Source organism: Rhizobium phaseoli (assembly GCF_001664385.1).
Lineage (GTDB): Bacteria > Pseudomonadota > Alphaproteobacteria > Rhizobiales > Rhizobiaceae > Rhizobium > Rhizobium phaseoli.
Window position 1 is genome coordinate 541,762 of the sequence record NZ_CP013536.1, and the last position, 13,241, is coordinate 555,002.

A 13,241-nucleotide genomic window follows, 5' to 3' on the forward strand; every position below is an offset into this window, starting at 1 on the left:
CGTATTTCTTTCGTTTTAACTGATGTCACTTTCGCAATCGCGCAAATTTTGTGCGATGCGAAATCAGCAGCAGGCTCGGAGGGGCAATTGGGCCGGGAGATATACGATATTTTCGTCATTGGCGGCGGCATCAACGGCTGCGGCATCGCGCGTGATGCCGTCGGGCGCGGCTATTCCGTCGCGCTGGCGGAGATGAACGATTTCGCCTCCGGCACCTCATCCGGCGCCACCAAGCTGATCCATGGCGGCCTGCGTTATCTCGAGCATTACGAGTTCCGCCTGGTGCGTGAATCGTTGATGGAGCGCGAGATCCTCTGGGCGATGGCGCCGCACATCATCTGGCCGCTGCGTTTCGTATTGCCTTATCATAAGGGCGGCATTCGCCCCGCCTGGCTGATCCGGCTCGGCCTCTTCCTCTACGACCATCTCGGCGGCCGCAAGCTGCTGCCGGCGACCTCGGTGCTCGACATGCGCAAGGACCCGGCCGGCAAGCCGCTGAAGGCGCTGTTTACGAGAGCGTTCGAATATTCCGACGGCTGGGTCGATGACGCCCGTATGGTGGTGCTGAACGCCCGCGACGCCGCCGACAAGGGTGCGGCGATCATGCCGCGCACCAAAGTGGTCTCGGCAAGGCGCGAGAACAGCCTGTGGCATATCGAGACCGTCGATGCCGTCACCGGTCGCAATGACAGTCATCAGGCCCGTATGCTGGTTAACGCCGCCGGCCCCTGGGTCGATCATGTCATTCGTTCCGCCTTCGGCCAGAACGAGGCCCACCATGTCCGCCTCGTCCAGGGCAGCCATATTGTCGTGAAGAAGAAGTTCGACGATCCCCGCGCCTATTTCTTCCAGAATCCGGACAATCGCATCATCTTCGCCATCCCCTACGAGGGCGACTTCACCCTGATTGGCACGACCGACCGCGATTACACCGCCGATCCGAGGGATGTCCGGATCTCCGAGGAGGAGACGGTCTATCTCTGCAATGCGGCGTCCGAATATTTCAAGGAGCCGGTGCGGCCGGAAGATATCGTCTGGACCTATTCGGCGGTCCGCCCGCTTTACGACGACGGCGCCTCGAAGGCGCAGGAGGCGACGCGCGACTATGTGCTGAAGCTGGAAGGCGAGGGGCAGACCGCGCCGCTGCTCAATGTTTTCGGTGGCAAGCTCACCACCTATCGCCGGCTGTCCGAGCACGCGCTGGAGAAGATCGGTGCTGCGATCGGTGTCAAGGGTGCTCCGTGGACGGCCAAGAGCCATCTGCCCGGCGGCAATTTCCCGGTTCGCGGTTATGAGGGGCAGGTCGCCGCGCTGAAGCAGCGCTATCCGTTCCTCGCCGATCAGCACGCTCGCCGGCTGATCCGTCGCTACGGCACCAGGGCCGAGACGCTGCTCGGCAATGCCCGCGGCATCAACGATCTTGGACGGTTGTTCGGCGGCGATCTCTACGAGGCCGAGGTCGCCTATCTGGTCGAACATGAATGGGCCCGGCACGCCGAAGACGTGCTGTGGAGGAGAACAAAGGATGGTCTGCGCCTTTCGAAGGAGCAGGCTCAGTCACTGGAGGAGTACATGGCTGCCATGCCGGCGATGGCCGGATAGGCGGCGTGTGATCCCCGCTGCGTGGAGGCACGGGAACGGGAATGCTGGAACTGCGAAACGCCGCCAAGATGGTGGGCGCGGACTATCACATCTATCCGACCGACCTGGTCCTCGAGCGCGGCACGCTGAACGTCCTGCTCGGGCCGACGCTGTCGGGCAAGACGTCGCTGATGCGGCTGATGGCCGGGCTCGACCGTCCGACCGCCGGCTCCGTGCATTTCGACGGCGCCGACGTCACCGGCATGCCGGTGCAGAAGCGCAATGTCGCCATGGTCTACCAGCAATTCATCAATTATCCGGCACTGACCGTCTATGAGAACATCGCCTCGCCGATGCGCATCTCTGGCAAGGATGCCGCCACCATCGACCGTGAGGTGCGCAAGGCGGCCGAGCTTCTAAAGCTTACGCCCTATCTCGATCGTACGCCGCTCCATCTCTCCGGCGGCCAGCAGCAGCGTACCGCGCTTGCGCGCGCGCTCGTCAAGAATGCCAGCCTGGTGCTGATGGACGAGCCGCTTGCCAATCTCGATTACAAGCTGCGCGAAGAGCTGCGGCAGGAATTGCCGAAGATCTTCGCCCAGTCCGGCGCGATCTTCGTCTACGCCACGACGGAACCCTCGGAAGCCTTGTTGCTTGGTGGCAATACGGCAGCGCTCAACGAGGGCCGGATCACGCAGTTCGGCCCGACAATCGAGGTCTACCGCAATCCGCTCGATCTGACGACGGCGAAAACTTTCGCCGATCCGCCGCTTAATTTTATTGATCTGGTCAAATCGGACGGCAATTTCCTGCGCGATGGCGATGTGATTTTTGCCGTGCCGGCGCATCTTCAGAACGTGCCGGACGGGCCGGCAACGATCGCGTTTCACCCGCATCATCTTGCTCCAACCGCCCAGACGGCCAATTCGGCGCGGCTGACGGCACGGACACAAATTTCGGAGATCACGGGGTCGGAAAGTTTCGTGCATCTGCAATTTGCCGATACCCGCTGGGTGATGCTTGCGCACGGCATCCACAACATCGACCCGGACGCGGACCTCTCCGTTTTCATCGACACGCGCCACCTGATGGCGTTCGGCGCGGACGGCCGGGCGATCACCACCGTCGGGCAGAGGGGCTAGGAGAAGATCATGGCACGTATCACCCTCGATCATATTCGACATGCCTATGGGCCGAACCCGACGAGCGAGAAGGACTACGCCCTCAAGGAAGTGCACCACGAGTGGAACGATGGCGGCGCCTATGCGCTGCTCGGACCTTCAGGCTGCGGAAAGACCTCGCTGCTCAATATCATTTCCGGCCTTATCCAGCCGTCCGAAGGGCGAATTCTCTTCGATGGACACGATGTTACGAACCTGCCGACGCAGCAGCGAAATATTGCGCAGGTATTCCAGTTTCCGGTCATCTACGACACGATGACCGTCTATGACAATCTGGCTTTCCCCTTGCGCAACCGCGGAGTGGCGGAGCCGGATGTTGATCGTCGCGTCCGCGAAATATTGGAGATGATCGATCTTGGAGGCTGGGCCAAGCGACGTGCCCGCGGTTTGACGGCGGACCAAAAGCAGAAGATTTCGCTCGGCCGCGGCCTCGTGCGCTCGGATGTGAACGCGATTCTCTTCGACGAGCCGCTCACTGTTATCGATCCGCATATGAAATGGGTGCTGCGATCGCAGCTGAAGCGGCTGCATAAGCAGTTCGGTTTTACCATGGTCTATGTCACGCATGACCAGACGGAGGCGCTGACCTTCGCCGACAAGGTCGTGGTGATGTATGATGGCCAGATTGTGCAGATCGGCACGCCGGCCGAACTCTTCGAACGTCCGAGCCACACCTTCGTCGGCTACTTCATCGGTTCTCCTGGTATGAACTTCATGCCGGCCAAGGTGGAAGGCCGCACGGTTCGGGTCGGCGAGCATGCACTGACGCTCGACTATGCGCCGAAAACGTCGGCAGCGGCCAAGGTAGAGCTTGGAATCCGGCCCGAGTTTGTTCGGGTCGGCCGCGAAGGCATGCCGGTGACCGTCAGCAAGGTGGAAGACATCGGCCGGCAGAAGATCGTCCGCGCGCAGTTTGCCGGCCAGCCGATCGCGATCGTCGTTCCTGAGGACGAAGAAATTCCGGCTGATCCCCGGGTGACCTTCGAGCCGTCGGGTATCAGTATCTATGCCGACTCTTGGCGCGCTGGACCGGAGGCTTGATCATGGAAAAAACCTGGAACAACAAAGCGTGGTTTCTGGTCCTGCCGGTCCTCGTGCTGGTGGCGTTCTCGGCCGTCATCCCCTTGATGACGGTTGTGAACTATTCCGTTCAGGACACTTTCGGAAACAACCAGTTCTTCTGGAACGGAACGGACTGGTTTACCCAAGTCCTGCATTCCGACCGTTTCTGGGCCGCCCTGCAGCGAAACCTGATTTTTTCGCTGATCATTCTCGCTCTTGAGATCCCGCTCGGTATCTTCATTGCGCTCAACATGCCGAAATCGGGCATCGGCGTACCCGTGTGCCTGGTTCTGATGGCACTGCCACTGCTGATCCCGTGGAACGTTGTCGGCACGATCTGGCAGGTGTTCGGCCGCAACGACATTGGTTTGTTCGGCTATTACATCAATGCCATCGGCATCGATTACAACTATGTACAGGATCCGCTCGATGCCTGGGTGACCATCATCATCATGGATGTCTGGCATTGGACGAGCTTGGTCGTGTTGCTCTGCTATGCCGGCCTCGTTTCCATTCCAGATGCCTTCTATCAGGCAGCCAAGATCGACGGTGCGTCGCGTTGGGCCGTATTCCGCTATATCCAGCTGCCAAAGATGAAGCGCGTTCTTCTGATCGCCGTGCTGCTGCGTTTCATGGATAGTTTCATGATCTATACCGAGCCGTTTGTCGTTACGGGCGGCGGTCCGGGCAACTCGACCACTTTCCTGTCGATCGATCTGGTCAAAACCGCGCTCGGACAGTTTGACCTCGGTCCGGCCGCTGCCATGTCGCTGATCTATTTCCTCATCATCCTGCTGCTTTCGTGGGTGTTCTACACCGTCATGACAAGCCACGACGCGGAGAATTGAAATGAGCGCCTCCAACGAAACGACAGCGAGCCGAAAAATCTCGGGCGTTACCAATGTCGCAAGCGGTCTCTCCTCCGATGAGGTCAGCCGTCTGATGCGCCGGCGCGGCGAGGAATCGCGTTGGTGGTGGCTGGTTCCGACGATCTATATCATCGTGCTGCTGCTGCCGATCTACTGGCTCGTCAACATGAGCTTCAAGACCAATGCGGAAATCGTCAATTCTCTGACGCTTTATCCGCATAACCCGACGATCGCCAATTACGTGACGATCTTTACGGAGAAAGCGTGGTATTCCGGCTATCTCAATTCGATCACTTATGTCGTCATGAACATGGTGATCTCGGTCGCGGTCGCGTTGCCGGCGGCCTATGCCTTCTCCCGTTATCGGTTCCTCGGCGACAAGCATCTCTTCTTCTGGCTGCTGACGAACCGGATGGCGCCGCCGGCCGTCTTTGCCCTGCCGTTCTTCCAGCTCTATTCGGCGTTTGGACTGATCGATACGCACATCGCCGTGGCATTGGCGCATTGCCTCTTCAACGTGCCGCTGGCGGTCTGGATTCTTGAAGGCTTCATGTCGGGCGTGCCCAAGGAAATCGACGAAACGGCTTATATCGACGGCTACTCGTTCCCACGATTCTTCCTGAAGATCTTCACGCCGCTGATCGCGAGCGGCATCGGTGTCGCCTGCTTCTTCTGCTTCATGTTCTCCTGGGTTGAGTTGCTGATCGCAAGAACGTTGACGACGACCGACGCGAAGCCGATCGCTGCCACCATGACCCGTACTGTCTCGGCATCCGGCATGGATTGGGGTCTGCTCGCCGCTGCGGGTGTTGTGACCTTGATCCCAGGGGCGCTGGTGATCTGGTTCGTGCGCAATTACATCGCAAAGGGCTTTGCCCTGGGGAGGGTTTGATGAGCTTTTCGCTTCCCGATTTTTCATGGATGGCATGGACCTGGCCGACGGCCGCTTTCTTCATCGTCATCGTATTGCTGCTGATCGGCATGGGGGTCTGGGAGTATGCCGTCCCGGGCGGCAACCCGCGGATCGGAATCCTGCGCTTCGAGACGACGCGCGGTGACCGGCTTTTCCTTTCGCTGCTCGGCAGCGCCTTTATCAATCTTGCCTGGCTTGGTCTTGCGGGATCAAGTCTCTGGTGGGCTCTCGCCCTCTCCGTCGTCTACGCCGTCGGCGTATTCCGTTACGTGTGAGGCAAGCTGATGCAGATGGCCGGGGGTATTTCTGGCCACCTGAGACGTGAAGACTGCAATCGCAAACCCTGGGAGGACATTATGCGAAGGCATTTATTGACGACGACAGCAGCGGTACTGCTGGCCATGACCGGGTCGGCCTATGCCGGCATGGACGAGGCAAAGACTTTCCTGGATAAAGAGATCGGCGACATGTCGACGCTCTCTCGCGCCGACCAGGAAAAGGAAATGCAGTGGTTCGTCGATGCTGCGAAGCCCTTCGCCGGCATGGAGATCAAGGTCGTTTCGGAAACCTTGACCACCCACAAGTATGAGTCCGAGGTTCTGGCTCCGGCCTTTACTGCGATCACCGGCATCAAGGTCACGCACGACGTCATTCAAGAGGGCGACGTTGTCGAGAAGATCCAGACACAGATGCAGACCGGTCAGAACCTTTATGACGGCTGGGTCAACGACTCCGACCTGATCGGGACCCACTGGCGCTATCAGCAGGTGCGCAACCTGACTGACTGGATGGCCGGCGAAGGCAAGGACGTTACCAACCCCGGCCTCGATATCGACGACTTCATCGGCACCAAGTTCACGACGGCGCCGGATAAGAAGCTCTACCAGCTTCCCGATCAGCAGTTCGCCAACCTCTACTGGTTCCGCTACGACTGGTTCAACGACGAGAAGAACAAGGCCGATTTCAAGGCGAAATACGGCTACGACCTCGGCGTTCCGGTCAACTGGTCGGCCTACGAGGACATTGCTGAATTCTTTACCGGCCGTGACGAGAACGGCAAGAAGGTCTTCGGCCACATGGACTACGGCAAGAAGGACCCGTCGCTCGGCTGGCGCTTCACCGACGCCTGGCTTTCCATGGCCGGCAACGGCGACAAGGGCCTGCCGAACGGTCTTCCGGTCGACGAATGGGGTATCAAGGTCGACGAAAAGTCGCGTCCCGTCGGCTCATGCGTCGCGCGCGGCGGTGATACCAACGGCCCGGCGTCCGTCTACTCGATCCAGAAATATCTCGACTGGTTGAAGGCCTACGCACCGCCGGAAGCTCAGGGCATGACCTTCTCGGAATCCGGTCCGGTTCCGGCACAGGGCAACGTCGCGCAGCAGATCTTCTGGTACACGGCCTTTACAGCAGACATGGTCAAGCCTGGCCTGCCTGTCATGAACGAGGACGGTACGCCGAAATGGCGCATGGCACCGAGCCCGCATGGCGTCTACTGGAAAGACGGCATGAAGCTTGGTTATCAGGACGTTGGTTCCTGGACGCTGATGAAGTCGACCCCGACGGACCGTGCGAAAGCCGCCTGGCTCTATGCGCAGTTCGTGACCTCCAAGACGGTTGACGTGAAGAAGAGCCAGCTCGGTCTCACCTTCATCCGCGAATCCACCATTCGCGACAAGAGCTTTACGGAGCGTGCTCCGAAGCTCGGCGGTCTGATCGAGTTCTATCGTTCGCCTGCGCGTGTTCAGTGGTCGCCAACCGGTACCAACGTTCCCGACTATCCTAAGCTGGCTCAGCTTTGGTGGCAGGCAATCGGTGATGCGTCCTCCGGTGCGAAGACACCGCAGGAAGCCATGGATTCTCTCTGCGGCGAGCAGGAGAAGGTCATGGGTCGTATCGAGAAATCGGGCGTCCAGGGCGATATCGGCCCGAAGCTCGCCGAAGAGCATGATCTCGCTTATTGGAACGCGGATGCGGTGAAGAAGGGCAACCTTGCGCCGCAGCTGAAGATCGAGAACGAGAAGGAAAAGCCGGTCACCGTCAACTACGACGAACTCGTCAAGAGCTGGCAGTCGAAGTAAGGCGGACCTCGGCCGGAGGCGACGAGGCTTCCGGCCATTCACTTCCCGCCACCGGCAGCAGGCCGGTGGCACCCACAATCTTTCTCTCATGACATCCCCGCATCCGCCCTCCTGGGCGGAGCGGTTTCGTGCGAGCCGGAGACGGATATGAGCGGCTATATTCTTTCGATCGACCAGGGCACCACGTCTTCGCGCGCGATTATCTTCGATGGCGGCATGAAAATGGCGGGGTCCGCGCAGGCGGAGATCACCCAATATTATCCGCAGCCCGGATGGGTGGAGCACGACGCGGCCGAAATCTGGCAGTCCGTCGCCGATACGGCGCGCAAGGCGATCTCCGATGCCGGTTTGAAGCCTACCGATATTGCCGCTGTCGGCATCACCAACCAGCGCGAGACGGCGGTCGTCTGGGATCGCCGGTCCGGAACTCCTCTTCACCGCGCGATCGTCTGGCAGGACCGGCGCACAGCGGAAATGTGCGAAAGCCTGAAGGCGGACGGATATGAGAAGCTGTTCAGCGCCAAGACCGGGCTGCTGCTCGACCCGTATTTTTCGGGGACCAAGCTGCGCTGGCTGCTCGACAATGTCGATGGGCTGCGCGAGAAGGCGGAGGCAGGCGAGGTCTGCTTCGGCACGATCGACAGCTGGTTGATCTACAAGCTGACCGGCGGCCGCGTGCATGCGACCGATGCTACCAATGCATCGCGAACGCTGCTCTACAATATCGATGACGGCGCCTGGGACGAGGAACTGCTCGGCATTCTCGGTATTCCCCCTGCCATGCTGCCCGAGGTCAAGGAATGCGCCGACGATTTCGGCCGCGTCGACAAAGCACTGCTCGGCGCCGAGCTTCCGATCCTCGGGGTCGCCGGCGACCAGCAGGCAGCCGCGATGGGCAATGCCTGCTTCGAGCCCGGCATGATGAAATCCACCTATGGCACCGGCTGTTTCGCCTTGCTGAATACCGGCCGCGACCGTGTTTCCTCGTCCAACCGGATGCTGACGACCATCGCCTGCCGGCTCGACGGCGAGACCACTTATGCGCTCGAAGGCTCGATCTTCATCGCCGGCGCCGCCGTGCAGTGGCTGCGCGATGGGCTCGGCATCATCGAGCAGGCGTCCGAGGCAGGCGTGCTCGCGGCCAAGGCTGATCCCGGGCAGCAGGTCTATATCGTCCCCGCCTTCACCGGGCTGGGCGCGCCTTATTGGGATCCGGCAGCGCGCGGCGCGATCTTCGGCCTGACGCGCAACAGTGGACCGGCGGAATTTGCCCGCGCCGTGCTTGAATCCGTCGCCTATCAGACGCTGGACCTGCTTGTGGCGATGAAGAAGGACTGGGGTGTCAACCAGCTGGAAACCGTGCTGCGAGTCGACGGTGGCATGGCGGCTTCGGACTGGACGATGCAATGCCTCGCCGACATGACCGGAAATCCGGTCGACCGCTCGGCAATCCGCGAGACGACGGCGCTTGGTGCGGCCTGGCTTGCCGGTTCGAAGGCTGGCATCTGGCCCGGCAGGCGGGAGTTTGGGCAAGCCTGGGTCTGCGACCGCCGCTTCAGCCCTTCGATGGAGGAGGGCGAGCGTCAGGCCAAGATCATCGGCTGGAAGAATGCCGTATCGCGGATGATCTCGGACGCTTCGGTGGGATAGCCGCTCGTCTCGTGGGCAAACCATCGCTGTGCTGCGCCGGCCGGATAGCCTGCCAACCCACCGCACCTCCATCGTATGATGTGGGTGCAATGCAATTGTACAATGATCAGAACTCTTCGGGTTTCCCTGAGCCGGATAACAACATGGTTGACGTCGTCGCTGTTTCTTCCAGCGCCGGATCAGCCAATCGGTGGCGTAAACAGATATCGCAAATTCACGCCTTCTGGCGTGGGGACCGGGCCATCAGGCGGGCATAGGCAATGGCCGACAGCATGTTGACGTGGTTGGCCTTTCCCGTGCCGGCAATGTCGAAAGCGGTGCCGTGATCGACCGAGACGCGGTCGATCGGCAGGCCGAGCGAGACGTTGACGGCCGTTTCGAAGGCGACGAGCTTGATCGGGATGTGGCCCTGATCGTGATACTGGGCGATGACAAGATCGAAGGCGCCGTTATAGGCGCGGGCGAAGACTGTATCGGCCGATATCGGCCCGACGACGTCGATGCCGTTGGCCTGCGCCCGCTCGACCGCGGGCGCCAGGAATTCCATGTCCTCGGTACCGAACAGGCCGTTTTCGCCGCAATGCGGATTGAGGCCGGCAACGGCGATGCGCGCTTTCTTGCCGAGGCGCAGGAAATGGCGGTGGCCGGCCTCGATGGTCGCCAGCACCCGCTCGGTCTTGGCGCGCTCGATTGCGCCCTTCAGCGAGATGTGGGTCGAGACATGGATGGTGTTCAGCCGCTCGGAGGCAAGCAGCATGAAGGAGCTCTTCGAGCCGGTGAGATGGGCGAGCAGCCCGGTATGGCCGTCATGGTGATGGCCGGCGAGGTTCATCGCCTCCTTGTTGATCGGCGCGGTGACGATGACATCGGCTTCGCCAGTCATGGCGAGATCGACGGCGCGGGTGATATAGCGCACCGAGGCATCGCCGGCGACGGGGCTGACCTTGCCGATCTCGGGCAGGGCCGCGCCGAGCGGAACTTCATCGACAGCGATCCTGGCATCGCCGGGGGCATCGGCCGGACCGAATTTCAGCCCGGTGCCGCTGACGCGGTCGGCGCGCTCCAGCGCTTCGACATTGCCGACGATGACGAAATCGCGACGCTCTTCGCTCGGAAGAGCCGCCATGGCCTTGACGATCACCTCGGGGCCGACGCCGGCGGGATCACCGAGCGTGACGGCGACTTTCGCATTCCTGTCCATGATCAAGGTCCCTTCTGAAAACCGTGTCGCCTAAAAGGCGGCCGCGTAAATCGAGCGAATGTCGGCGCGCGTGAGCTCGCGCGGATTGTTGTCGAGCAGGCGCCGGATGGCAAAAGCGTCGTCGGCCATGGCGTCGAGATCGCTTTCCGGCACGCCGAGCCCTGACAGTTTCATCTCGATGCCGAGTTCGGCGCAGAAAGCATAGGCCGCATCGAAGACGGAGCTTGAGCTTTCCGAGGTTTGACGCCCAAGCGCTGCCATCACCGCTTTCGTCTTCTCAGGCGCAGACGGCGTGTTGAAGGCGAGAACATGCGGGAAGATCAGCGCATTCGCAGCGCCATGCGCCACATGCCAGCGTGTGCCGAGCGGATAGGCGAGCGCATGGCCGCCGGCGGTATTGACCGGACCGAGGCAGAAGCCGCCATAGAGCGAGGCGAGCGACAGGCCGGAGCGCGCTTCGGCATCGTTGCCGTCCTTGACGGCGCGGGCGAGATATTTGCCGACCAGCCGCGTTCCCTCGATTGCATAGATATCGACCATCGGATGGGCCTTGCGATTGGTGAACGCTTCGACGCAATGGGCCATGGCGTCGACGCCGGTGGCGGCCGTCGTGCGCGCCGGCACGCTGAAGGTGAGCGCCGGATCGATGACGGCGATATCGGCTAGCATGTGCAGGCTTTCGACAGCGAGCTTCGCCATCGTCCTGGGGTCGGTGACGAGCGCGCGGATGCCCGCCTCGCTGCCGGTGCCCGATGTCGTTGGCACCTGGGCGAGCGCTGCCTTGCGCGGCCCGTGCACCTTGTTCGGGCCTACGACGTCGTGCAACGTCTGCGCAGAGCCGGCAAGAACGGCGGCGAGTTTTGCCAGATCCATGGCGCTGCCGCCGCCGAAGCCGACAATCAGCTCGGCGTTGGCGCCGTTTGCCGCCGAGAGCACCTTTTCGAGGTTGGCCGTATCCGGCTCGGGCGTCACTTCGGCAAAGACTGTCACCTCGCCCTTTAATTCCAGCAGGTCGATGCGCGAGGCATTGAAAGCATCGGAGATGACGAGCGTGCGCCTATAACCCTTTTCGGCAGCCCATTTGCCGAGCTTTGCCGCCGTGCCGATGCCGAATTCGATCAGATGCGGCCGGACGATCGTGATTGGCGAATCAAAGCTGGCCATGAACCAGTCCTCCTGCGAGATCTTGCGGCGATAGTGTCGCGTCATTTATTGTAAAGTTGTAAGATCAATGTCAAGCCGGCATTCCACGGTGCGGAAATTTTTATCGTCCGACATGCGGTCCGGTACGCTTCAAGCTATCTCATACTTGCAATGATGTATATAAATATCAATATGTTAATTGAATGATCCCGCTGGAAATACTTGCCGGTCATGAAGGACCGGCGATCAATCCCCCGTCTGCGTGTCTTGTTAATTTCCTGCCGCTTGGCTGGTCCTGCACCTGCGGCCCAGCATCTTTTCGCGCGCGATTGGATGCAGGTTTACAATTTTCCGGCTGCCGCGTCGCTTACGGCAGCAATTGCGGGGCGAGGCGCACATATTTGATGGCGCGCCGGTAATAGGTGTAGGCGACATGGAGCGTACCATCGCTGCCCTGGATGACCGAGGGGTAAGAGAATTCGCGGTTCAGCGAATCCTTGGAATTGTTGCTGAGGCAGAAGCCGTCACCCGTATCGAGATCCAGGTGATGCGGAAAAGTCCTGCCGCCATCCCTCGAGATCGCCAGGCTGAGCGGCGCGCGTGGAACGCCCCAGACCGCCTTGCGGCCGGCATCGGCAACGACAGCAGCGTGCTCTCCAGCCTCGTCACCCTCGATTTCGTCGTAGAGAGACTGACGCCGCGCATCCGACATATCAGCATTCGAATGGTTGTAAACCATTGCAATCCCTCCATTATCCAGAACGGTGGCCTGGATCGACGAGTTGTTGTTCGGCAGTTCGGTCGGCTCGGGCGGGCTCCAGTTTTCGCCGCCATCCGCCGATCGGCTGGAAAGAATGGTTTCGGCGAAACGATTGCGGTAGAAGGCGACCATGTCGCCGCCGCCAAGCGGCAGAATGTTCATGTGGACGGCGCCGATGCTGTCTGGAATATCGCGCATTTGCCAGCTGGCGCCGCCGTCGCGCGAGATCAGCACCGCTGCCGTATCCGCATCGCCGCTCCAGCGCTGGCCCTCAAGACCGACGCAGCGGAAGACCGGCAGCAGCCAGTCGCCCCGGTCGTTGACGACGATCTGTTGGCGAACGAAGGTACCGGGGCTGTCGCAGAGGATCTGGACCGGACCGAATGTCTTGCCTCCGTCATCGGATATCCGGCATTTGACAATCGAGCCATCCTGGTTGCCGGAGGTCTGCGACGTGTAGAGCAGCCATGTCTTTCCGTCTGGCGCGTTGAAAATCAATGGGTTCTGCTCTGATTTCTCCGGATCATCGCTCATCTTTTCCGGTTCCGACCACCGCTCGGAGCCCGGTGGCAGCCGCGACATGTAAATCGAAATATCTCCCATGCCCTCCATCGTGCCGCCGAACCAGACGCAGCTCAGCGTGCCGTCGGGAAGAAAGGCGAGATTTGCTGCATGATTCTGGATGCAGGGCGAGGGCAGGTAGGCATCGGCGCGGCCCGCGACAGAGAGGTGCGGGGTGACGGCCCCGGTCATCAGAGCGGGCACGTCTTCCGGAGGCAGGCCGGTAAATGTCATTGCGA

Annotated in this window: 11 protein-coding genes; 8 read left to right on the forward strand and 3 right to left on the reverse strand. The window is 60.8% G+C overall.

What is annotated here, in order from left to right:
* The first annotated feature begins 87 nt into the window (after nucleotides 1-87).
* From glpD to glpK, 8 genes are all read left to right on the forward strand, one after another.
* Nucleotides 88-1,602, forward strand: coding sequence for a glycerol-3-phosphate dehydrogenase (glpD, locus tag AMC88_RS29710; protein WP_064830224.1), 1,515 nt, complete (start codon nucleotides 88-90; stop codon nucleotides 1,600-1,602).
* Nucleotides 1,603-1,643: 41 nt separating this feature from the next.
* Nucleotides 1,644-2,723 carry an ABC transporter ATP-binding protein gene (locus tag AMC88_RS29715; protein ID WP_004673596.1) on the forward strand — a complete coding sequence of 360 codons (1,080 nt, stop codon included), beginning with the start codon at nucleotides 1,644-1,646 and terminating at the stop codon, nucleotides 2,721-2,723.
* Between the two features lie 9 nt (nucleotides 2,724-2,732).
* On the forward strand, nucleotides 2,733-3,803 hold the full coding sequence (locus AMC88_RS29720) for an ABC transporter ATP-binding protein (RefSeq protein ID WP_064830225.1): 1,071 nt from the start codon (nucleotides 2,733-2,735) through the stop codon (nucleotides 3,801-3,803).
* A gap of 2 nt (nucleotides 3,804-3,805) precedes the next feature.
* The gene (locus AMC88_RS29725; protein WP_012489874.1) at nucleotides 3,806-4,672 is read left to right on the forward strand and encodes a carbohydrate ABC transporter permease; all 867 of its coding nucleotides are present in this window, start codon (nucleotides 3,806-3,808) and stop codon (nucleotides 4,670-4,672) included.
* A 1-nt stretch (nucleotide 4,673) separates the two neighbouring features.
* The gene (locus AMC88_RS29730; RefSeq protein ID WP_004673590.1) at nucleotides 4,674-5,585 is read left to right on the forward strand and encodes a carbohydrate ABC transporter permease; all 912 of its coding nucleotides are present in this window, start codon (nucleotides 4,674-4,676) and stop codon (nucleotides 5,583-5,585) included.
* Entirely contained in the window at nucleotides 5,585-5,881 is a 297-nt protein-coding gene (locus AMC88_RS29735; protein ID WP_064830226.1) for a DUF2160 domain-containing protein, read from the forward strand. Before AMC88_RS29730 ends, AMC88_RS29735 begins: the two co-directional genes overlap by 1 nt.
* Before the next feature lie 81 nt (nucleotides 5,882-5,962).
* On the forward strand, nucleotides 5,963-7,687 hold the full coding sequence (locus tag AMC88_RS29740; RefSeq protein ID WP_037145939.1) for an ABC transporter substrate-binding protein: 1,725 nt from the start codon (nucleotides 5,963-5,965) through the stop codon (nucleotides 7,685-7,687).
* 147 nt (nucleotides 7,688-7,834) lie between these two features.
* Nucleotides 7,835-9,337, forward strand: coding sequence for a glycerol kinase GlpK (glpK, locus tag AMC88_RS29745; protein WP_064830227.1), 1,503 nt, complete (start codon nucleotides 7,835-7,837; stop codon nucleotides 9,335-9,337).
* Between the two features lie 214 nt (nucleotides 9,338-9,551).
* Here the strand turns inward: glpK and pdxA are convergent, their stop codons facing one another.
* The 3 genes from pdxA to AMC88_RS29760 all read right to left on the reverse strand — a co-directional run bounded on the left by pdxA (nucleotide 9,552) and on the right by AMC88_RS29760 (nucleotide 13,236).
* Entirely contained in the window at nucleotides 9,552-10,538 is a 987-nt protein-coding gene (gene pdxA / locus AMC88_RS29750) for a 4-hydroxythreonine-4-phosphate dehydrogenase PdxA (protein WP_064830228.1), read from the reverse strand.
* 30 nt (nucleotides 10,539-10,568) lie between these two features.
* Nucleotides 10,569-11,702 carry an iron-containing alcohol dehydrogenase gene (locus tag AMC88_RS29755; protein WP_037115090.1) on the reverse strand — a complete coding sequence of 378 codons (1,134 nt, stop codon included), beginning with the start codon at nucleotides 11,700-11,702 and terminating at the stop codon, nucleotides 10,569-10,571.
* Nucleotides 11,703-12,048: 346 nt separating this feature from the next.
* Nucleotides 12,049-13,236 carry a sialidase family protein gene (locus tag AMC88_RS29760; RefSeq protein WP_037115052.1) on the reverse strand — a complete coding sequence of 396 codons (1,188 nt, stop codon included), beginning with the start codon at nucleotides 13,234-13,236 and terminating at the stop codon, nucleotides 12,049-12,051.
* Between the last annotated feature and the right edge of the window lie 5 nt (nucleotides 13,237-13,241).